Source organism: Microcoleus sp. MON1_C5, assembly GCF_036701875.1.
Lineage (GTDB): Bacteria > Cyanobacteriota > Cyanobacteriia > Cyanobacteriales > Microcoleaceae > Microcoleus.
The window spans coordinates 1-21,500 of sequence record NZ_JAUBRN010000064.1 but is presented as its reverse complement, the minus strand read 5'-3'; the positions used below and the strand labels follow the sequence as shown (position 1 = coordinate 21,500).

Annotated in this window: 16 protein-coding genes; 12 read left to right on the top strand and 4 right to left on the bottom strand. The window is 45.2% G+C overall.

The window, feature by feature from the left end:
• The first annotated feature begins 157 nt into the window (after positions 1 to 157).
• From QUA71_RS24115 to QUA71_RS24105, 3 genes are all read left to right on the top strand, one after another.
• Complete coding sequence (locus QUA71_RS24115; RefSeq protein ID WP_333288927.1) at positions 158 to 1,015, top strand: DUF1361 domain-containing protein; 858 nt, start codon at positions 158 to 160, stop codon at positions 1,013 to 1,015.
• Between the two features lie 209 nt (positions 1,016 to 1,224).
• On the top strand, positions 1,225 to 3,189 hold the full coding sequence (locus tag QUA71_RS24110) for an ABC transporter ATP-binding protein/permease (protein ID WP_333288925.1): 1,965 nt from the start codon (positions 1,225 to 1,227) through the stop codon (positions 3,187 to 3,189).
• Between the two features lie 443 nt (positions 3,190 to 3,632).
• Entirely contained in the window at positions 3,633 to 5,276 is a 1,644-nt protein-coding gene (locus QUA71_RS24105) for an NB-ARC domain-containing protein (RefSeq protein WP_333288923.1), read from the top strand.
• Positions 5,277 to 5,343: 67 nt separating this feature from the next.
• Here the strand turns inward: QUA71_RS24105 and QUA71_RS24100 are convergent, their stop codons facing one another.
• From QUA71_RS24100 to QUA71_RS24090, 3 genes are all read right to left on the bottom strand, one after another.
• Complete coding sequence (locus QUA71_RS24100) at positions 5,344 to 7,074, bottom strand: NAD(P)H-quinone oxidoreductase subunit 4 (RefSeq protein ID WP_333217294.1); 1,731 nt, start codon at positions 7,072 to 7,074, stop codon at positions 5,344 to 5,346.
• A 291-nt stretch (positions 7,075 to 7,365) separates the two neighbouring features.
• Positions 7,366 to 8,124: a Uma2 family endonuclease gene (locus tag QUA71_RS24095; protein ID WP_333288922.1), complete on the bottom strand. Its 759-nt coding sequence runs from the start codon at positions 8,122 to 8,124 to the stop codon at positions 7,366 to 7,368.
• Positions 8,125 to 8,226: 102 nt separating this feature from the next.
• Positions 8,227 to 9,156 (bottom strand): ADP-ribosylglycohydrolase family protein, encoded by a 930-nt coding sequence (locus QUA71_RS24090; protein WP_333288920.1) that lies wholly within the window; start codon positions 9,154 to 9,156, stop codon positions 8,227 to 8,229.
• A 426-nt stretch (positions 9,157 to 9,582) separates the two neighbouring features.
• On the opposite strand from QUA71_RS24090, the gene minC reads away from it, so the two are divergent.
• From minC to minE, 3 genes are all read left to right on the top strand, one after another.
• Positions 9,583 to 10,383, top strand: a complete 801-nt coding sequence (minC, locus tag QUA71_RS24085) for a septum site-determining protein MinC (RefSeq protein WP_333288918.1) — start codon at positions 9,583 to 9,585, stop codon at positions 10,381 to 10,383.
• Between the two features lie 410 nt (positions 10,384 to 10,793).
• Positions 10,794 to 11,600, top strand: coding sequence for a septum site-determining protein MinD (minD, locus tag QUA71_RS24080; protein WP_006635273.1), 807 nt, complete (start codon positions 10,794 to 10,796; stop codon positions 11,598 to 11,600).
• Positions 11,601 to 11,816: 216 nt separating this feature from the next.
• Positions 11,817 to 12,188 carry a cell division topological specificity factor MinE gene (gene minE, locus QUA71_RS24075; protein WP_445243823.1) on the top strand — a complete coding sequence of 124 codons (372 nt, stop codon included), beginning with the start codon at positions 11,817 to 11,819 and terminating at the stop codon, positions 12,186 to 12,188.
• A 215-nt stretch (positions 12,189 to 12,403) separates the two neighbouring features.
• On the opposite strand, the gene QUA71_RS24070 is transcribed toward minE, so the two are convergent.
• Positions 12,404 to 13,573, bottom strand: a complete 1,170-nt coding sequence (locus tag QUA71_RS24070) for a DUF58 domain-containing protein (protein ID WP_333288916.1) — start codon at positions 13,571 to 13,573, stop codon at positions 12,404 to 12,406.
• Positions 13,574 to 13,854: 281 nt separating this feature from the next.
• On the opposite strand from QUA71_RS24070, the gene QUA71_RS24065 reads away from it, so the two are divergent.
• The 6 genes from QUA71_RS24065 to QUA71_RS24040 all read left to right on the top strand — a co-directional run bounded on the left by QUA71_RS24065 (position 13,855) and on the right by QUA71_RS24040 (position 21,323).
• Positions 13,855 to 15,138, top strand: a complete 1,284-nt coding sequence (locus QUA71_RS24065; RefSeq protein WP_333288914.1) for a PilT/PilU family type 4a pilus ATPase — start codon at positions 13,855 to 13,857, stop codon at positions 15,136 to 15,138.
• 568 nt (positions 15,139 to 15,706) lie between these two features.
• Positions 15,707 to 17,338 (top strand): polysaccharide biosynthesis protein, encoded by a 1,632-nt coding sequence (locus tag QUA71_RS24060; protein ID WP_333288912.1) that lies wholly within the window; start codon positions 15,707 to 15,709, stop codon positions 17,336 to 17,338.
• Positions 17,339 to 17,773: 435 nt separating this feature from the next.
• The gene (locus QUA71_RS24055; protein WP_333288909.1) at positions 17,774 to 18,979 is read left to right on the top strand and encodes a glycosyltransferase; all 1,206 of its coding nucleotides are present in this window, start codon (positions 17,774 to 17,776) and stop codon (positions 18,977 to 18,979) included.
• Between the two features lie 253 nt (positions 18,980 to 19,232).
• Positions 19,233 to 20,468, top strand: coding sequence for a DUF4365 domain-containing protein (locus QUA71_RS24050; RefSeq protein WP_333288907.1), 1,236 nt, complete (start codon positions 19,233 to 19,235; stop codon positions 20,466 to 20,468).
• A 231-nt stretch (positions 20,469 to 20,699) separates the two neighbouring features.
• The gene (locus QUA71_RS24045; protein ID WP_333288905.1) at positions 20,700 to 21,056 is read left to right on the top strand and encodes a DUF6883 domain-containing protein; all 357 of its coding nucleotides are present in this window, start codon (positions 20,700 to 20,702) and stop codon (positions 21,054 to 21,056) included.
• Positions 21,057 to 21,074: 18 nt separating this feature from the next.
• Positions 21,075 to 21,323 (top strand): DUF4926 domain-containing protein, encoded by a 249-nt coding sequence (locus tag QUA71_RS24040; RefSeq protein WP_333288903.1) that lies wholly within the window; start codon positions 21,075 to 21,077, stop codon positions 21,321 to 21,323.
• Positions 21,324 to 21,500 lie beyond the last annotated feature (177 nt).

The window sequence follows — 21,500 nt, the reverse complement described above, 5'->3', positions numbered from 1 at the left end:
TTTGAGAGTGACTCCACAGTGGTAGTATGCGTCAGCAGTTATTGATTTTCAGGCGCCCAGCGATAAGCTGACTCACCCTACAACTTAAAGACTAAAATAGACGGAAGCTGCGAATGAAGCGGTGCTGCATCAAACCTTTAATTGTATAAAAATTGACATGATGGGATTAATCCTGGAAGCGTTGCAAGCAATGGGACACAATGTCCGCTGGATGTCTTGGAATTTGTTTTTGGCTTTAGTACCGCTGGGCCTGAGTTTTTGGCTGTTTCGCAAACCTCGATCGCGCTGGCTGCTGTGGGGTACGGCCTTTCTCCTGGGCCTTACTTTTTTGCCCAGTACGCGCCATGTTTTGAACTATCTGAAGCACATTGTGCAAGATGTGGGCAAAACTTACGTTTTGGGCGCGATCGCGATTACGCTAGCACTGATGGCTTTAGACATCTGGGTACTGCGGCAGCGCGGAGTTCGCTCTCTCCGCTGGTGGGGGGGTTTTTTCTGGTTTATCGCATTTTTGCCTAATGCGCCCTACGTTTTAACTGATATCATTCACCTGATTGAGCAGATTAAAGAGGGGAACTCGGTGTGGACTGTGACTCTAGCTTTGATCCCGCAGTATCTGGCGTTTATGCTGGTTGGGTTTGGGGCTTACGTGCTGTCGGTGATGAATTTGGGTTACTATTTGAAGCAACAGGGTTGGAGTAAATTTATCCTGGCAACGGAGATAACTATACACGCACTTTCGGCGATCGGCATTTATTTAGGGCGATTTATCCGCTTCAACACTTGGGACATTCTTACTAACCCCGATGCGCTAGTTAACACCGTAATGAACGATTTGATAGGCAAGCGTCCGGTTTTAGTAATGGTTGTAACTTTTGTAGTAATTACTGTTTTGTATTGGGTAATGAAACAAGTAATTTTAGGAATTAGCCAGCGATTTTACAGCAGCAAATTGCAGTCGGAGTTGTCCGGCGAAAGCGCCACTGCTTCTGCTCCAATCGATTGGAGATTTTAGATTTGAGATTAAAGGATTGACTCCACAGATGAATCTAAGAGCTTGAACTAAGCTCCCAATTTTTTCTCTCCACCAGTTAACTGGGAAAACAAGTTTCCGTCGGTGGGTGAGACAAATTTTTTCGCTAAACTCCGAAATAAATTAGTGCTGCAGTTTGTCACAAGACTTGATATGTTAGAACAGTCAAAGTAGTTTTGTAAAAAGCAAAGATGAATCGATTTGACCGTCAGTTGTGGCAGAGATTTATTGCGATCGCTCAGCCTTACTTTTATCCTTTAGAGCCTGGGGGCGGCCGAATCTTTTTGGGATTAGTGACGCTGTTGTTGATATTTCTGTTCGCTGCGATGTTTGTGGCTGTCAGTGTTGTCAGTTTGGGTGCTCAAGTCTTTTTTCCAGAGGCTTTTAACGGGGTTGCCGCTGGCTTAGCTACTTTGATTAAAGGGATTATCTACTCACCGACAATTGCGCTCGTTGGTTTAATGCTAATTCTCCCGCTGACTGCTTTTGTCTTTTTCAGAAGCAAGTTGATACCGCGCTGGAAGCAGTGGATAATGTTAGCTCTGCTGCTATTTTTGTCGCTGTCAGTTAGCGGGATTAACGTAGTAATTAGCTACATAGGTAACTTTTTTACGACCTCACTTGCTGAAAAAGATCAGAATACTTTTTGGCGGTTTATGTGGGTTTATGCTGGAGTTTTCATCATCGGTACTCCGATAGTAGTTATTTACCGATATACCCAAGATAAACTGGGACTATATTGGCGAGAGTGGATGACGGATAGTTTCCTGGATAGATATTTTCAAAACCGCGCTTATTACGAAGTAAATTCTCAGAAGGAAATCGACAATCCCGACCAGCGAATCGCTGAAGATATCAAATCCTTCACTAGCACGAGTTTAGATTTTTTGCTGCTGATGTTGGGAGCAGTTATTGATATTATTTCTTTTACGGGCATTCTGTGGTCTATTTCTAAAGGTCTTTCGATCGGACTAATCATTTATGCTGTCTTTGGGACGGTAGTAATGGTAATTTTTGGAAAAAGGTTGATAGTTTTGAACTTCAATCAGCTCCGCAAAGAAGCTGACTTTCGGTATGGATTAGTCCACATTCGGGACAATGCAGAATCAATTGCTTTTTACCGGGGAGAAACGCAGGAATCTGTCCAAGTAAAAAACCGATTCTCAGAAGCAGTTCGGAACTTTAATTTACTAATTGGCTGGCAACGAAATCTGCAATATTTTACATACAGCTATAAGTATGCAACTTATATTATCCCATCTTTATTTCTGGCTTCTATCTACTTTGCAGGTGAGATAAGATACGGCGATATTACGCAAGCTGAATTTGCTTTTCGTCAGGTTTTAGAGGCATTTTCTTTGGTGGTGTACAAAATTGAAACTTTGAGTTTATTTGCAGCGGGAATTAATCGTCTAGCCACGTTCAATGAGTCTTTGAAAAATGAAATAACTCCAGTTGAAGTCGAAGTCAGAACCATTGATACAGTTATAGATTCCCAGTTGTTACTGGAACACGTCACCTTAGATACTCCGAAACATCAAAAGACTTTGATTAGGGATTTGTCGGTAGCAGTGCAGCCCGGTGAAGGACTGTTAATTGTCGGGCAAAGCGGTGCTGGGAAGAGTTCTTTGCTGCGGGCAATTGCGGGTTTGTGGGACTCGGGAACTGGCCGTTTGGCGCGGCCGGAATTGGGGGAAATGCTGTTTTTGCCACAGCGTCCTTATATGATTTTGGGTAGTTTGCGATCGCAACTTTGGTATCCCAATACCAGCAGCGAGGTTGATGAGGAAAAATTGCGCCGCGTTTTGGCATCAGTAAATTTAGCAGATTTGCCAGACAGATTGGGCGGTTTTGATGCGGATTTAGATTGGGGTGAGATTTTGTCGCTGGGAGAACAGCAACGTTTAGCTTTTGCTAGATTGTTATTGACGGAACCTAGATACGCTATTTTGGATGAGGCGACAAGTGCTTTGGATTTGAAGAACGAGCAACATTTATACGAGCAGTTGCAAGCCACTAAAACTACGTTTGTGAGTGTCGGTCACCGAGTGAGTTTAGTGAAATATCACCAGCAGGTTTTGGAACTGGTGGGTGATGGGAGTTGGCGGCTGCTTTCGGCCCAAGAATACCGCGCTAGTGCGACAATTTTTGGCTGATACAGCGCTGCTTTCAAAAATTGTAAATTTTTCCGGTTTTTGGTTCGCGGTGGGTTGTGGTGCGGTTGGAGATTTATGGTTTGGTGCTATAAATTAAGCGCCGCGCCTCCACTCTACAATAGGTTTTACGGGTAGGAAATAGCAACAATTAATGCCGCTCAACTCCCCGTTCCTCATACCATCTTAGATTAAAGAATTGAAGAATAGAAGAATTAAAAAATTGAAGAATTGGGAATGACTAATTGCGTATTGGTTTGGAGCTTGCCTACAGTTGCATTTTTTTTAACAGGTCTCACAATTGATAATTGGGTATAAATATCTAAAACTGCCCAAACAACAAAAAGCAAGCTGAACGTTGGTAGATTCGATTCAATTGCTCGCCCGCGAGAACTCACACAATATAATAGAAGATAGATTTTTTTAGTATAGGCGAGATTCCTACCTTGACTACTCCGATTCCTCAAAACTTTGTGCAAACGATCGCCAAACAGCGCGGCGTCACAGATGCCGAGTTAGAAACTGTGTTTATGGCTCTCGACGGTCAATCTACGGCGACGATCGCCACAAAGCTTGGCATTAGCGACATCGCCGTTCGCAAAAGACTCGGCGAAGTTTACAAAAAGTTTCAGATCGGGGGGAACGGCCCTGGAAAGCTTTCGGAATTGAGGCATCAGTTGCTGTTTTCATACCACACCGATCAGGGAACGAGCGATTTTAGTCGAGGTAAAGGCTCTCTATTGAAGATGGCGAGCCTCTCCGAGGGCTTCGCTAACGGACACCGACAGGAAGATTGGGGCCAAGCACCGGATGTTTCGGTTTTTTACGGACGGACTGAAGAATTAACTACTTTAAAGCAGTGGATTGTATCAGAGAATTGTCGCCTGGTAGCGCTGCTGGGTTTGGCTGGTAGCGGCAAAACAACTCTGTCGGTGCAGTTGGCAAAACAGGTACAAAATGAGTTTGATTTTGTGATTTGGCGATCGCTGCGATCGACACCCGCAGCATCCGACTTCCTAGGGAGCTTAATTCAACTTTTTTCTAACCAACAAAAACCCGATGTACCCATCGACCTCAACAGCAAAATTTCGCGCTTGGTCGAGTATCTGCGGAAACACCGCTGTCTGGTAATTTTAGACGATTTTGAAGCAGTTCTCAGACCTGAAGAATTAGCGGGACACTACCGAGAAGGCTACGAAGGATATCGAGATTTAATTGTGCGGCTGTGTGAGGTCAATCACAATAGCTGTTTACTGCTAGTTAGTTCGGAAGAACCTACGGAACTGGCTTTGCTGGTGGGAGAAAAAGTGCGGTCTTTAAAACCTGCTATTTCCGAGGAAATAGCGCGGAAAATTTTCCAAGAAAAAGGTTTGTCGGCTCAAGATCGAGAGTTGGAAATCTTGTTGTCCCGGTACGGGGGCAATCTGTTAGCATTAAAGATTGTAGCGACAACAATTAACGAGTTTTTCGAGGGCAATGTTTTAAAGCTTTTGGAAGCAACGGGGTTATTTATTGAAGAACATATCAGCAATTTGCTGGCGCAGCAGTTCGATCGAATGTCGAGTTCCGAACAAGAGATTGCCTACTGGATGGCTATTGCTCAAATCCAGATTTCCCTGGCAACTTTACGAGAGCAGATGTTTGCCAATTCATCGCTGTCAGATTTGCTAAAAAATCTCGATTCTCTGGGTCGTCGCTCGCTGATTGAAAAAATTAGTGAGGGCGGGGAAACTGTTTTTATGCTTCAGCCTTTGATCGTGCAATATGTGACCGACAGATTAGTCGATCGGATTCGAGCGGAGGTTTTGGAGACGGTTAAGACCCAAGGAATAGAAAGAATGCGGCTGTTGAAAACTCACAAATTGAGCATCAACATTGCTAAACGGAAAGGGGATAAAGGCGAACCCAGTAGCTCTATTTTAGCATTATTAAAAAATCGGTTGCAACTGTTGTTTTTGAAGACGACAGGCTCTGAAGAACCGCTAAATATCTTGAATAAAGTTGCCTCTGAACTGGAGGATAAATCGATTCTTGAGGTGGGATATGCTAGGGAGAATCTGGCGCAAATTATTTCAGAAATTCAGCGATAAGAAAAAAGCGATCGCCCTTTGACAAAAGCGATCGCCCAATTTTCAACAAAAACAGAATTCGATAAAATTATTTGACAAGACCAAAAACAGATGCAGATTCAGACCCGGTAATTTTGCCCAAAGTCGGCACTTTTGGAGCTTGGGCAATTTTGGGAACCAAAAATCCCTTCGCATAAATCTCAGGATTGTCTTGAGCAATTTGGATGTAAGATTGGCGGACTTCTGCGTTCACCGCGACAGTCTTCGCGTCGTAGACTTGCATGGCCATGTTGGGATAAAAACCAATGCCGACAATCGGTATCAAAAAGCAAAATGCGATCGCCACTTCCCGAGGTTTAGCATCAATAAACGGTGCATCACCAGGCAAAACGCAACTATTACCAAAACAAACCGCTTCATCCAGATTGTTTCTCTGATTCTGCAAATTTAGATCTTCAAGGTCGCAAGCCGCTAGTGTCCCACAGTTGTAAAATAACTGTCGCAGCATCGAGAGCAAATAAATCGGCGTCAAAATCAGTCCCACAGCAGCCAGGAACACTGTCACAGCCCGGAAAGAACTGCTGTACATATCGCTAGTTGCGACGCCCACAAACACGGACAATTCGCTAGCAAAACCGCTCATTCCGGGGAGTGCCAAGGATGCCATGGCGCCTGCGGTAAACAAGGCAAACACTTTCGGCATGACTTTCCCAATCTCGCCCATCTCGTCCATGATCATTGTATGGGTGCGATCGTAAGTAACGCCAGCCAGGAAAAACAATACTGAGGCGATTAAACCGTGGGAAATCATTTGCAACAGCGCCCCGTTGATTCCCAAATCCGTGAAGGAAGCAATACCCAACAACACGAATCCCATGTGAGAAATCGACGAATTCGCTAAGCGGCGCTTCATGTTCGACTGGCCGAAGGAATTCAGCGCGCCGTAGATAATATTGACCACACCGAGCACCGCCATAATCGGTGCAAAGTAAACGTGTGCTTGGGGAAGAAGTTCCAAATTCAGCCGAATCAGTCCGTATCCGCCCATTTTCAGCAATACGCCGGCCAGAATCATCGACACGGGAGAAGATGCTTCACCGTGGGCATCAGGTAGCCAAGTGTGGAAGGGGAAAATCGCCAGTTTCACACCGAAGGCAATTAACAATCCCGCATAAAGCAGTAATTCTAAACCCAGTGGGTAGTCCTTCAAGCCTAGTTCTACCATGTCGAAGGTGGGGGTGCCTCCGCCGTAGAATGCCATTGCTAAGGCAGCTATCAAAATAAAGATGGAAGCGCCTGCGGTGTAAATCAAGAATTTGGTAGCTGCGTAGCGGCGGTTTTGTCCGCCCCAAATCGAGATTAGCAGGTACACCGGAATTAATTCTAGTTCCCAGACAATGAACAGCAGCATGATGTCTTGGGCGACGAAAACTCCTATTTGTGCGGAGTACATCACCAGCATTAGGAAGTAGAAGAGTCGTGGCTTGCGATCAACTTCCCAGGCTGCAAAGATTGATAGTGTCGTCACCAATCCCGCCAACAATACCAACGGAACTGACAGTCCGTCAACGGAAACAGACCAGTTGAGGCCTAAAGAAGGTATCCAGGGATATTGTTCTACGATTTGGAAACTAGAGATGCTTGGATCGTAATGAGTCCAAAACACCCAGCACATTAATACAAAATCTGCAATGCCTACGCCTAGGGCATACCAGCGAATGGTTTTGCCGTCTGTATCGGGCACAAAAGGGATGGCGAGGGAAGCTAGGAGGGGTAGGATGACAATTGCGGTCAGCCAAGGAAATTGATCCGCTACCATAGTGAGAATAAATACTTAGTTGGAAGTTACCAAAATTATAATACTAAATTTTATTAAAACTTAAGATTTATTCATAAATATTTTTTATATCCAGACAAATGCGGAGAAAAATATCACGAATTGCTACATACGTCAATTGATTTTCGATTTTTGATTTTCGATTCAGGACTTACGCACAACAAAATATAGCGTTTTGTAGGTGCCATCTGGCTGGGATTGAGCGTATTCTGGTAGATGGTTGCGTAAGCCCTGTCTATTAAGGGCGATCGTAAATTAGCTTTCAATCAGCGTTCAATCTGGATCAACTCCCAATTCGCGCAACTTAGCCGCCAATCGTTCAGCCCTTTGCCTTTCCTGGTCAGCCCTTTGACTTTCTTGCTCAGCCCTTTGCCTTTCTTGCTCAGCTTGTTCTGAACTCCACAGCAACAAATTACCTCGATCATCCCACCAACGCAGCCAGTTCATGGTTTGTCCCAACCTTTCCCCCGACCAAATCCCGAGATATAGTTCCAGTTGGGGAATCCACACCCGCCCCTGCTCATTGGCTGAATGTAAAACATACCGCTCATCTTGCAAATAGCGCACTTCTAAAATACCTTCGTAGGGGTCATAAGTGACATAAGTAGGTACTTGAAGAATCTGTTCGTAAAAGTGGAGTTTTCCATAGGGCGGAGTTGCTCTGACCGATAGTTCTCCTCCCTCTGCTTCTGAGAGAAACTCCATCACGATCGCCACATTAGCACCATCAGTATGAGGAGTATAACTACGGCGAATTACCCCCTCTGCTAGAGGATGCACTTGCGGCACATAAAACCAGTCTGGAGCTTTGACGACAATGTTTTTATTGATAGTTGCGACTAGCCCCAAATTAGAGCTAATCAGCATTTCTGACTGAATAAGTCCTGCAGCTCCCAGTGCATCGGTGAGACCAGCGGCGAGAGAAGGTTGTTGAATATTTTCCACCGGATCGTCGGGTAATACGAAGTTAGCTGGTAGGGGTTCCCAGGTGACGGTTGGTTTGGCTTTGATAGACGGGGCTTCGAGTACCATTGTATTAACCCTCAACCAGCAATTTTTGTGTAAATTTATCTATATTAACTCAAGTTGCGAGTCATTGTAAAAACAAAGAAGGTTGAAAACTGATATAAGTATTCAGAGCGATCTAGATAAAGTCAAAAGCCGAGCGCCAAAAGATGCAATTAAAGTGCGCTCGACTAATTGCGAGATCCATTTTTCCGGTATACCAGATTCTCCGTAAAAAGCCCCCGCCAACTGTCCGTAAACCGCACCAGTTGTATCCGCATCGTCGCCCAAATTCACAGCCAACAAACAGCCTTCAGCAAAAGAAGAACTGTTGTAAAACGCCCAAAGTGCCGCCTCCAAAGACTTGACAACATAACCAGTACCTTTGATTTCAGGAGGTTGTCGCCGTTTAAAAGAACCCGCCGCAATCTCATCAATCTCTGCTACCAGGGGATTTTCTGCCCAATATCCCGAAATCGGACAATATCTTTCCGAAAGCAACACATCTTTAGCAACTCCATTCACAGCCCCCGCAATTAAAGCACCCAAATAACGGCAAGCATCCACACAAGTAGCAGCAGCATGAGTAGTTCTCGAACTTTGTCCAGATTTTTCTATGACTTCCAAAGGATTTGTAGCATAAAACAAAGGCACGGGAGTCAAGCGCATAATCGAACCATTTCCCGCAGTCCCAGCATCGGTAGAACCGCAGTAAGGTTTTCTTGTATCTTCAAACTTCCAAAGTGCTTGTTGAACCGTATTGCCAATATCAAAACATTCACCAGTGCTGCTCAAATGTCCCTCTCGCTTCCACCGCAAGTATGTTTCTAACTGATGGACTGGATCGAAACCTTGTTTCTCAATCAAACTTTCAGCCAAACAAAGCGCCATCGAAGTATCGTCCGTCCACTCGCCCGGTTGCAATCGAAACGGGCCGCCGCCAACCATATCGTTAATAGGCGCAAACGTTCCAGGGCGACAGAACTCTAAAGTTGTTCCGAGAGCATCGCCAACTGCTAAACCGAGAAGACTGCCGCGATAATGTTCTATTTGCTGCATAACGTAATTGACAATTAATAATTAGTAAGCGCTAGAGCATTCAAAATTATTTCTATCTGCATCTTATCTGCGTGTATAACAATCGATGCCCAACTTGTCAAGTTCTCTCTTTATCTCTTCTCTTAATTTTCTTTCTCTGTGTCAACAGCGCCTTCTGCGGTTCATTAAAACAAAATCTCGTTCACAATCGATACCAAATTTGTGAACTTCTCTCATTCTCTCTTCTGAACTCTTAATTCTCTTTCTCTGTACCCTCTGCGCCCTCTGCGGTTCATTAAAACAAAATCTTGTTCACAAACGAAAGAGAATTGCCCTAGCTGTCGTTAAAAATAAAAAAACAAGACTTTTCCTCCCAAATGCTGAGGCAAAAGACGAGTCAGGCTAATATTGATGTTAACCTGTCCCTACCCGATATCAAACTGTCCCATGACACCCGATGCCTCCGCAGCCGCTGCTGCCGCCCCTCAATCAACACCCGAAGTCAGCTTGGAGCTGCAAGTCCGACTCAAAACCGAAGATGGACAGCTACTGTTGCTACTCCCCCCCGAAACCAATAACGAACCCGCAACAGCCTCCGCCTCGACTTGGACTGAACTTTGGCAGCAGCTAAAAGTCAGGCTGAATGCAGGAGAACGCTTTTGGCAGCCAAACGCAGAAGTACAATTGATGGGGAGCGATCGACTTTTAGATATCCGCCAACTGCAAGAAATCGCCGATGCCCTCTCCGAAGTAGAACTGCAACTCAAACGAGTCCACACCAGTCGCCGCCAAACGGCAGTTGCTGCTGCTACCGCAGGCTATTGTGTAGAACAGCAGCCTCCGGTTTCTTCCCTGAATAAAGCCGCCGCTGAAAAACCTCAATCGCTGGCGGAACCTTTATATTTGCAGATGACAGTGCGATCGGGCGTAGAAATTCGCCATCCGGGTACCGTCGTACTTTTGGGAGACGTAAATCCAGGCGGATCAGTCATCGCCGGAGGCGATATCCTAGTTTGGGGCCGTTTGCGGGGAGTCGTGCACGCCGGTGCCGGTGGCAATACCAAAAGCGTGATTATGACCTTGCAGATGGAACCGATGGTGATTAGGATTGCTAAGTATGTTGCCAGAGGCCCAGAAACCTCACCCGCTCAGTTTTTCCCGGAAGTCGCCTATGTGACGCCTCAAGGGATTCGGATCGGTAGAGCCTCTGATTTTGACAAATCGCAGTTAGTCGGGGGTAATGAGTAATCGATAATGGGTAATTAGGAATTAGTAATGAGTAATTGGTAATACTCTTTCTCTTTCAGCCTGCACTTGATAATTTTTGCCTAGGCTAAATCAGTCACTAAAAGACGATTTAAAATTTAAGTGCAAATTCATAGAGAATTAGTAAAACAAGGAGAGTTGTGAGTTTATGAAGTAGGGGCAAAGGCTTTCGCCGTGCCACTACGGCGGGGGAGCGATAAGCGGGTGTCCTTCATAAACGTGGAATCTGCTGTTATTCAGTGAATTACAGATTGCTGCCAAATTACCAAAGAATAATTGCTAATTATCAACCAAGAATAATATCAATTACCCATTACCAATTACCCATTACCATTGCCAATTACCAATTACTAATTCCCAATCACCAATTCCCAATAAATCAAAAATCGCTTATGGCTCGCATTATTGTTGTTACATCAGGGAAAGGCGGGGTAGGAAAAACTACCTCCACAGCCAATCTCGGCATGGCTTTAGCTAAACGGGGGCGGAACGTTGCCGTAATTGATGCCGATTTCGGTCTCAGAAATTTAGACTTGCTGCTGGGCTTAGAAAATCGGATTGTTTACACGGCATTAGAAGTTCTCGCTGGAGAGTGTCGGTTAGAGCAAGCTTTGGTGAAAGACAAGCGGCAGCCGCGCTTGGTGCTGTTGCCGGCTGCCCAAACTCGGATGAAAGATGCCATCAGCGCCGAGCAAATGAAGCAGCTAGTGGGGATGTTGGGAGCCAAATACGACTATATTTTGATCGACTCTCCTGCTGGAATTGAACAAGGTTTTCAAAATGCGATCGCGCCGGCTCAAGAAGGGATAATTGTCACTACTCCCGAAATCGCTGCTGTCCGCGATGCCGATCGAGTCATCGGCCTGCTGGAAGCCAACAACGTCAAGAAAATCAACCTGATCGTCAACCGGATCAGACCCGCAATGGTGCTGGCAAATGATATGATGTCGGTACAAGACGTGCGGGAAATCCTCGCCATTCCGCTGTTAGGCGTCGTTCCCGACGACGAGCGCGTCATTGTTTCCACCAACCGAGGCGAACCATTAGTATTGTCGGAAACGGCCTCTTTAGCTGGAACTGCCTTCGACAATATTGCCCGCCGCTTAGAAGGCGAAAAAGTTGATTTTCTAGATCTCAATCCCCGTCGCGAAAACTTCTTTACTCGCCTCCGCAAGTTCTTAAATACTAAAATTATGTGATGTGCTCATTGGCGATCGATCTTTAACAGCAGCGACCGCATCACAAAAACTACCCCAAATTTTCCCCCAGTGACAGCAGTTCCCAAAAAGAATGAAACTGTAGACCAGCTCCAAACCAGACGGGAATCAGTGATTCCCCTATCGAAAATCGAAAATCGAAAATCGAAAATGGTATGACCTTTTCTATGCCTAACCCTTGACAAACCCGCCCGACCCATGATATATACACTTCTCGAACGACTTTTCCCGCGCACCCCTGACAACAGCCGCGACGAGGTAAAACGGCGCCTCAAACTGGTTCTAGCCCACGACCGCTCAGAACTCAGCCCAGAAATGGTTGAGTCGATGCGCCGAGAAATTCTAGAGGTGGTATCTCGCTACGTGGAAATCGATACCACCGGGTCTGAGTTCTCGCTGGAGAGCGACCAGCGGGCCACAGCACTAATTGCAAATCTCCCGATCCGGCGAGTCAGGCTCGAACATCCACCGGAGAAGGTTCCCCAGAATGTGCCCCCGAATCGGTCCGAAAATCGACCCGAATATGTACCGGAGTATGTAGTCGAAATTCTCCCCGACACTATAGAGTGATGGGGATTGAGATTTTATTGTCACGCAAAGAGTTCGATTCGAGCCGATCGCCATTTAAATTAAACTATCTCTCTAGAATTAAAATATTGTGGTGTGCACTCTTAGGCCGCCCAAAATATGTGATTTAAAAGGGAAAAAGTTTCTGATACCTAAAAACTCATGAAGTTAATCTTTATAACTAATCGCTCTTTCCAGAAAAGCTTGCGGGGACTGTTTTAATAACTAATCGCTCTTTCCAGAGGATCTTGTAACTGAAGTTCTAAGGGTCGGCCGGAGCGAATTTCTAAACCGGGTAACTCATGTTTGACTAACATTTTTTCGCCTGTTTCAGCAGTTGCCAACGGCCAGAGCACCCAGCGGCTGCCTAGGGAAAGAGTGCTTAAAGTTGCAGAGTTTTGAGTCAGCCAAATTATCGGCAGTTTCGGCCGGTTCTCAACCGCATCTTCCCTAGCATTAACCGCCGCTAAAGTTTCCAAAACTACCCGGTTGCCCGAAACGAGTCCAGTCCCGGCCGTCCAAAGTTTGACGTTTAACAGGCGCTTGCTAGCATAGAAGTAAAGAGACGCAGCTACAGTCACGGCTCGTTCAAATTCTTCTGGCTGCCACGCCGCAGCGCTGTCGAGAGCAATAATAATTTCTTGACCGCCGGCTGCAACTTCTAACTCTCTCACCCGCAGTTCTCCGTAGCGGGCGCTGGTGCGCCAGTGAATCAGGCGGGTCGGGTCTCCGTGGCGGTAAGGTCTCAGGTTGCGCGTGAGGCCTTCGGTAGCAGTTTGCGATCGACTGCGATTGTAAAATTGCGGGCTGTCTTCTTGACCGATGCGATCGATCAAAGGGCAAGTGCTCAACGGCAAAACTTGTGGATACACAACCGCCACCGCTTTGACTGGGCGGCTGCGTCGGCACCAAAACAACCCTAAAGGTGCCGCCGTCCTCAAGTTTACCTCTTGCCACCGATAGACCCCGCGCTGCCGCACTTCTAAATAGTATGTATCCCTGTATATACTGTTAGGCTCTATGACTTCGATCGGGCGGACGACGGGTTCTCCTAATACAAACGGCAAGATGTCTACCACTTGCAACAGAGTCTTAGGTTGGCGGGCGCGATTTTCGATTTCTAGTTCGACGGTGATTTGATCGCCCGCACTCACCGGTTCGATCGGGCGGCGACGGACTTCCAAGGAACGGAGCGATTTTCCAGGCAAAACCGCCGCTACTCCCAAAAGCGCCAAACCCCCACCGCTGAGCACGTACAGCCACCCAGACATTGTATTAGTCGCCGACCCAAAAAAGAAAACCGTCATCCCCAACAGCAGCCAACCCGCGTAGGCAGGGGTAACAGCACGATTTTCGAGCCAGTCGGCGATTTTGTGACCGATGTTCATAGGAGTTTAAATTGTTAATTACTCGATCGTCCTATCAAGCCTAATTGTAAAATATTCTCAGCATTTAACACCGAATTAGCTGCGAGCGATAAGATTAGAAATCGGGCATTTTTTCGCAATAAATCACATAGACCCCGCCCAAAAATGGATACAAGCCCCCGACACTCGGTCAGGGTCGATCCCCAAATTTTAGACTCTAGTTCCTGCTCCCAGATTAATCTGTGGAGAAAATCTAAAATCTAAAATCTAAAATCTAAAATAGACTGACTGGAGACAAAAAAATGAACCCATTAAACAATCGTACACCCCTTCGACCAGAGGCTCAAGCCCGCCGCACACCGCCCCCGCCCCCGCCCTTGGCTGCAACTCCCGCGCCGCCTCCTGCACCCGCGCCGAGTGCGCCCCCTCCGGCCCAGCAGCGGTCTTCTGTTGAGACACCCGTCAGTACGATCGAACAAATGGTCAGAGATGCCCATAGCGCAGGAGCTTCCGACATTCACATTCGAGTCGGCCAAGTACCTCGATTTCGGATTCGCGGCGTGATGCAAGTAGCAACCACCCACCCTAAAGTAACGCCAGAAATTTTTGAACATTACCTAGCTGAAATTCTCACCCCCGAACAGCGAAAACAGTTTGCAACTACCAAGGAATTAGATTCAGCAATTTTTTACCCTGGCTTCGTGCGGTGTCGGCTAAACTGTTTTGATTCCCTCAGCGGCGGTGCGATGGTATTGCGGTTGATTAGTTTGGAAATACCTACTATCGATTCCTTGAGGTTGCCAGAAGTTTTCAAAAGTATCATTTTGCGATCGCAGGGATTAATATTAGTTACTGGGCCTACAGGTTCGGGGAAATCGACAACCGTAGCTGCGATGATCGACCACCTCAATCAGATGGAGCAAAAGCACGTAGTTACAATTGAAGACCCGATCGAATTCATTCATCCCTCTAAAAAATGCTTGGTCAGCCAGCGGGAAGTCGGCTTGCATACCCACGAGTTTCAGCAGGCTTTGCGCGCAGTTTTGCGTGAAGATCCGGATGTAATTCTAATCGGGGAAATGCGCGATCGCGTTACCATCAATACAGCGTTGCAAGCAGCTCAAACAGGTCACTTAGTATTGGGAACTCTCCACACTCGCAGTGCCATTAACGCTATTAACCGATTGTTGAACCTCTACCCGCCCGAGGAACAACAGGCGATGCGGATTCAAATTTGCGATTCTTTAGTAGCGGTAATTGCCCAACTTTTGCTGCCCACAGTTGACAACCGTCGGGTAGCAGTTCACGATATTTTGGTGAATACACCTGCCATGCACGATTACTTGATGAAAGGTGCGGATGAGGAAGCTTTGCGATTAATGGAACATGATACTTACGAAGGAATGCAGATTATCAACCAGGGTCTTTACAAACTGGTGCTTGAAGGCAGAGTGACGATCGAAGAAGCGGCCAAAACTTCTCCCGAAGCCAGCGATTTAGACCGTCGCTTGCGAACAGGAGGCTACGATGTTGGGGACGCTCGTGGCTTTGAAGGCAGCAAAAAAGAACGCATTGTTCGCGCCTAGTAGCAGCACCCATACAGGGGTAGGCACAGCAGGACTACCCCACCCCTCAAGTAACAAGATTTTTAGCAGACGGAAATATTTTGCTCGGGGCTTTTCTGCGTATTTTTACTTAAAAGTCAACTGTATTTAGTAACAAATAATACATTTTAATTAAAGAGTAAAATGCTATAATCAATATCGACTGTATTGTTAAATTTTTTAAACGTAGACCCTACTTTACATAAACTTTAAAATTGCGTGAAAACTCGCAGGTGATTGCAAAGAAATAGTAAAGATATGTTCCGAGTATTGCCAACAATCAGCAATTTAAGTATATAGTTGTAGTGACAAATTTTGGACAGAGAACATTCGGACTTTGCCGATATTTGCCGATGGCAGAAGTAAGCAGGTTAAAAAAGCGCTTAATAAAACTACAAGCAGAGCAGATCGCGTCTCTTTCCGATTAAGTAGCTTTCAGTCTAAAAAATTCTAAAACCAAGCAGACTTTTAAAGATTCTGTCCCTCGAAAATTTGTTTAACAAGTCGCTTATCCGCAACAGTATTTCTAGAATTTAAAGGAGCCAAAAAAGTGAAGAGTGCATTTAACCAAAGAGAAGTTTTTGAAGGTGCCAGCAAAGCGGAAATAATTGAGCGCATCCAGCAGCTAGTTCCCCCGGGTTCCCCGGAACCGCAAGATCCTGAAATCCTCGCGACCTTAAAAACTCTCACCGCACAGCTAATCGCAGCCTATCAAGCCGACGGACAATTAGAAAGCGAACCTTTTAGCGACGTGCGCGATCGCACTATTCACCTATACGCATCCGCAGTCAGCAGCCAAATCAAAGGAAAAACCATCCTCATCACCGGTGGAGAAGGATGTGTCGGTCGTTTCTTAATCGAAAAACTCCTCGAATTAGGCGCAACTAAAATCATTTCCGCAGACAATGCCCGATGTCAAAACCCCGAAGAAAATCTCCCGCTTTTTAACAGAGAAGGTGCAGTAACTTTCTATGCCGCCGACATTCGCAACCTCGACGCGCTCAAACACATATTTGAGGTAGAAAAACCAGAAATTGTTTTTCACCTAGCAGCCCAGCGCCAACCCGGACTCGCTGAAATCAAAATCCGAGAAACAGTTACAACCAGCCTGTTAGGATGTAAACACGTCATCCAACTCTGCGAAGAATACGGCGTAGAACACTGCATCTTCTCTTCCACAGGCAAAACATCTCGATATTTTACAACCGAAGTTTACGCCGCCTCGAAGAAGTTTGCCGAATGGCAATTTGCCAAAGCAGCTCAAGAAGGAGATGTCACTTACGGGATGGTTCGCTTTACTCATATGTTGGAAAATAGCTTGTTCTGCGAGCAAATGTCCAAAAAAGTAGAGCAAGGTAAAACTGTCAACGTTCACGCTCCCCACCGCTACGTAACTGCTCAAAATCTTTTTGAAGCCGTACATTTATTGCTGAATTCACTGGTTGTGTCCGTTCCCGGAAAACTTAAATTTGTCGCCGTAAGTAATCTCGGGTGGCCGACAGAAACTTTGGAAGTAGCTCTTTATAAAATTCTTGAATCGGGCAAAAATCTGCCGATTTATTTTCAAGGACTTTTGCCGGGATATGAAGAACCGTTTTTCCTTGGACAATTTGACTGGAAAAAACCTACAGACATTCACCTCTTAATTAATGTTTTGGAAGATCCTTTTAGAAGTGTTAACGATACGGGCGACATGGTGAGTGTTGAATTAGCTCCTTTTTCTTTGCCCGTCTTAGATAAACAAGTGTCGAAGCTGGAAAGCTTAATCATCGATCCAGATTTCCCCGAGGTGCAAATCAAGCACGCTCTTGTCGCAGCGGAAAAAGAAGTGATTGCTTCCTCTTTTGCGTGGAGTGCCCCCGAAGACTTGTTGAAGATTTTGCAATGGGGAATCAATCCCAAGAAATTGCAAGGTTACGGAACGGAAATCGCTGACTATAGCGAGATTATCCAACTCCTCCTGCAAGGAATCTGCGGGCGGCTTAGCCAAGAAGTATTGCACAGTGCTGGAGTTACGGCAGATGAGTTTGATGACTTAGTTGAGAGTCTTTCTACCCTGGATGTGATTCAAGCAGAAGTGGGATATTTGCGATCGCTGTCGAGATATCTCAGAGAATTTGCACCCCCCGCACAGTTCACCACCAAAAAATCTGAACCTGTTGCTATCCCCGATGCAGCTTAGCTTGAACATAGTTTTGAGTTGGGAGATGGCTTCCTGAGTGCCCACCCACAGGGGATGAATGAATTCAACATCGACTAAGTGTTTAGTTGATTAAAAATAGAAAACGCAGAAACCAGGTTTCTTTTAGAAACCTGGTTTCTCCAGTCGGGAGGTGGTTGAGTTTAATTAAATTTATTTACTTAAGATTGTCAGAATCGACAGGAGATAATATTATATTATGTCGGCTCCAATAACCGCGCTTCAATTAATTGGTAGTGAGGACGCCAGTCCTAATAGTTTTATAACGAATTAATTCATCACTACAAAGGTTATAACGGTTCTTTTACCGGAGATGATATGATACTTAAGATAGGCTTGCTCGCTGAGTTATTACAGGTGCAATTTTATTACATGAACTGAACGAACGCAACAAATTAAATTAAGGTACTAGATATTGTGGAAATAAATCAGCTACCGTTCCTATTGATTGATGTTGTGCTATTGGCGATCGCCCTGATCCTTCTAATTCCCGTTGCAGTCCTATTTCTAGAATGCAGTGCAGCTTTCTTGTCCGGCCAGGGCGAGACAGCCGAAACTAAAGCACCCCGCCCCAAAGTAGTAGTTTTAATTCCCGCTTACAACGAAGCAGCAGGAATTGCCGCGACAATCTCCACCATATTGCCACAGCTAACACCTCAAGACCGCCTGTTAGTGATTGCTGACAACTGCACGGACGCCACGGCAGAAATCGCCCGTAACTGCGGTGCAAGTGCGATCGAGCGCCAAGACACACAACGCAAGGGCAAAGGATACGCACTGGATTTTGGCTTGCAGTCGATCGAATCAGACCCCCCCGAAGTAGTCATCATGGTTGACGCCGACTGCATCTGTCAGCCAGACTCTATAGAAAAATTAGCCCGGATTGCAGTTGCTGAACAAAGACCAGTGCAAGCAACTTATCTCATGGAACAGCCACCAAATCCTACTCCTAAAGATTCCATTTCTGCTTTAGCATTTCTTGTGAAAAACTTAGTTCGTCCCAGCGGATTAAAAAAGTTAGGATTCCCATCATTACTAACGGGTACTGGCATGGCTTTTCCCTGGTCGATAATTCGATCGGTTTCCCTAGCTAGCAGCAATATTGTTGAAGATATGCAGATGAGTTTGGATTTGGCGATCGCCGGACACCCAACAGTATTCTGCCCCGAAGCAAACGTCACCGGGTGTTTGCCACAGCAGCAGCAAGCAGCTAAAAGTCAAAGAACCAGGTGGGAACACGGTCACATACAGACATTGTTAACTCAAACTCCCCGGCTGACAGCAGCTTCAGTCGAGCAAAAACGTTTTGACTTATTGGCGATCGCCCTCGACTTGTCAGTCCCTCCCCTATCACTTTTAGTCGCTATTTGGCTAGCCACTTTTACCGCCTCATTACTAGCAGCAATTTTGGGAACATCCCCAATTCCCGCTGTCATTTTAGCAGTACAAGGACTGCTAATTTTACTTTCAATTGTCAGCGCTTGGGCAAAATTCGGGCGTGCCAATATTTCTGGCTCAACTCTTTTATCCGTACCTTTTTACATCCTTTGGAAAATCCCTTTGTATCTAGGTTTTATCCTGAAGCGGCAAACTAAATGGGTGCGGACAGAACGCGATGTTTAGTATTCGGTAGGGTGCGTCAGTCAGATAGTTGAGAGTCAACTCAAAAATCTAGTTTCTGACGCACCTTACGACCCATAATATGTAATATAAGTAAATTTTTTAAGTGCCACGACTCATGTGTTTGAGTGGGATGGTGTGCCGAACTTGATCCACAAAAGGAGATTCCCACGGGGAGTAAGAAGGTTGACATAGATGATAAATTTGCGGTAGTTTTAGGTTAAACAAAGTATTATACCGGCTCTGCGATACAATTATGAAAGCTGATTCAAACTCTCGTACTGGAAGAATTGGTGTTGCCGGAACAAACTTACTCTTTGAGAAATTAGGTTGGATCTTTCGTGAGCAACCTATAGAAGACTATGGTATCGATGCTCACGTTGAAGTGGTTGAGAGTAATACAGCAACAGGTAAATTAATTGCACTTCAGATCAAATCTGGGAAAAGTTGGTTTAAGGAGAAAACCACTGAAGGCTTTGTTTTTCGTGGCAAGACAGAGCATCTAGAATACTGGCAGGAACACTCATTACCTGTCATGGTTGTTTTATATGATGATGAGGAAGAAATTGCTTATTGGCAGGCAGTTAATAGTAGTAATGTCCAGAAGACCAATAAGGCATGGAAACTTATTATCCCTTTTGAACAGCAGATCAATATTCTATCGCTTAAAAAAATTCAAGAGTTTAGTAGAAAACTTACTGCGACTAATGGTTACACAATCCTTTCATTTCGGGATCTTAGTCATGGTGGGGCAAAAAGATATTCTGCAAACATTCTTCTAAGCAAGGAATATGCAAAACCCGATATGATAGAAATTGTCAGAAAAATTACTGCTGAACTAAAATCTAGCGAATATTATAGAAACAACGAGGTAAAACTACACTGGAAAGGAAAAGAAGCTCAAGTAATTTGGCTATTCTTGTATCTTTCTCTAGATGATGTGAGTTCTGCAAACTGGATTTGTAGAACTGAGTGGATTAGTAAAAAATTATCTCCCAAATTTTTACCTACAAAGCTAGATGGTGAACAGATTGATGATGAAATTGTTATTGACTGGAACAAAAGCTATGGAGAGCTTGCGACTATTTTTGATTCGTTTAAAGTAACGAAGGAAGCCTATCTAGATTCTATGAATTGCATCTTGAGTAACACAAAACTTATTGTTGATAAAACGATCGAATTCACAGATATGTTCAATCGGAAGCAGCTAATTGAAGCTAATTATCTAGATCGTATGTCACAACTATATCCAGAGATAGAAAAGTTATATCTTCAGGTGGATCGTATCGGTTCAGCCCCAACTGAATGTAGTGATTTGAGTCAACGCTTTCAAGGCGTGATGGCTTTTGCACACAACATCGTCTTGCCTTTTTCTGAGAAAGGGCTAGAAACCTGGGAAAGAAGTAATAGAAACTATTTGGTAGGTCAAGCTATTAAGAATTATCAAAAAGAACTGCTTCGACTAGAATTTGAACTTGAGAAGATTCACTGATAATACAAAAAGACTTCGATTGCCAATAAATCCGTTGGTGGCGAAGCTAGCTAACAACCCGGTCTGAGCTGACTGCCGATAGATATTGGTGCTGTTGTAAAGGTTGTTTGCAGCCGCTCAATTGTTCGGTTGGGCTACATTTCACCGATGGTTGAGGCACGTAGTTTCGGTGATATCTGTCAGTTTTGCGCTCGCCCAGCAGTCCTCTGGTTCGCAGTTTTCAGGTAATAAGTGAGTTTTGCGATCATCTTTTCTATGCTTATTCCTAATGCAGAGAATGCGGTCGTTGACATTCGTAAACTGCGTGGCTACTGCCTCAATCCAGCACACGACGATGGCAAGCACAAAGCACGGCTTTTCTCGTCAATTGTTGGAATGACGGCTGACAATGCTGAGGAATTGCGCCAGATTTTGGTTGAAGTCATTCCAACTAACGAAGCTGAGTTAGGAAGGCCAGATGAGTTGGGACAACGCTACATACTAGATTTCTCGATTCAATGGCAAAATAGAAGTCCAACCCTTCGGAGTAACTGGATTATTGAGCATGATTCAGAGATTCCGAGATTAACAACCTGCTACCCTCTATAGTGCCTGGAGGTGATAAGAGTGGCAAAGAATACAGTCAAATTGCTAGATGTTGTTGGCTTAACTGTTGACCTTCCTGAATACAACCTGCGGCGCGGACAAGTTAGGACAGTGGTTGAACTGTTGGCTGATGGTGCAGCGTTTGAGGTTGAATTTAGCGATCGCAACGGACGCACTTATGAATCTCTCGGATTGCCAAGAGAGAAAATCATGGTGTTGCACTTCGAGCCAGCATCACCTGATATCAAGCCGGAGATAGTTACAGCGTAAGCATGACTACTCTTGAATCAATGAAGCTCTAAGCAGTGAATGCTAGAATTACTTAAAAACTCTTGAATCGCTTCTTGTCCAGAGCGGATCAGAGTTTCAACTTAACCCTCTTTTGTCACTCTACGCAGAGGAAAACGTGCCATAAGGGATATTGAGGTTTTGAAAAATTGAACGAGT

What these genes read in the sequence shown, in the direction of transcription:
- QUA71_RS24115 (WP_333288927.1), top strand. Translation starts at nt 158, where the DNA reads ATGATGGGATTAATCCTGGAAGCGTTGCAAGCAATGGGACACAATGTC.
- QUA71_RS24110 (WP_333288925.1), top strand. Translation starts at nt 1,225, where the DNA reads ATGAATCGATTTGACCGTCAGTTGTGGCAGAGATTTATTGCGATCGCT.
- QUA71_RS24100 (WP_333217294.1), bottom strand. Translation starts at nt 7,074, where the DNA reads ATGGTAGCGGATCAATTTCCTTGGCTGACCGCAATTGTCATCCTACCC.
- QUA71_RS24095 (WP_333288922.1), bottom strand. Translation starts at nt 8,124, where the DNA reads ATGGTACTCGAAGCCCCGTCTATCAAAGCCAAACCAACCGTCACCTGG.
- QUA71_RS24090 (WP_333288920.1), bottom strand. Translation starts at nt 9,156, where the DNA reads ATGCAGCAAATAGAACATTATCGCGGCAGTCTTCTCGGTTTAGCAGTT.
- minC (WP_333288918.1), top strand. Translation starts at nt 9,583, where the DNA reads ATGACACCCGATGCCTCCGCAGCCGCTGCTGCCGCCCCTCAATCAACA.
- minD (WP_006635273.1), top strand. Translation starts at nt 10,794, where the DNA reads ATGGCTCGCATTATTGTTGTTACATCAGGGAAAGGCGGGGTAGGAAAA.
- minE (WP_445243823.1), top strand. Translation starts at nt 11,817, where the DNA reads ATGATATATACACTTCTCGAACGACTTTTCCCGCGCACCCCTGACAAC.
- QUA71_RS24070 (WP_333288916.1), bottom strand. Translation starts at nt 13,573, where the DNA reads ATGAACATCGGTCACAAAATCGCCGACTGGCTCGAAAATCGTGCTGTT.
- QUA71_RS24065 (WP_333288914.1), top strand. Translation starts at nt 13,855, where the DNA reads ATGAACCCATTAAACAATCGTACACCCCTTCGACCAGAGGCTCAAGCC.
- QUA71_RS24050 (WP_333288907.1), top strand. Translation starts at nt 19,233, where the DNA reads ATGAAAGCTGATTCAAACTCTCGTACTGGAAGAATTGGTGTTGCCGGA.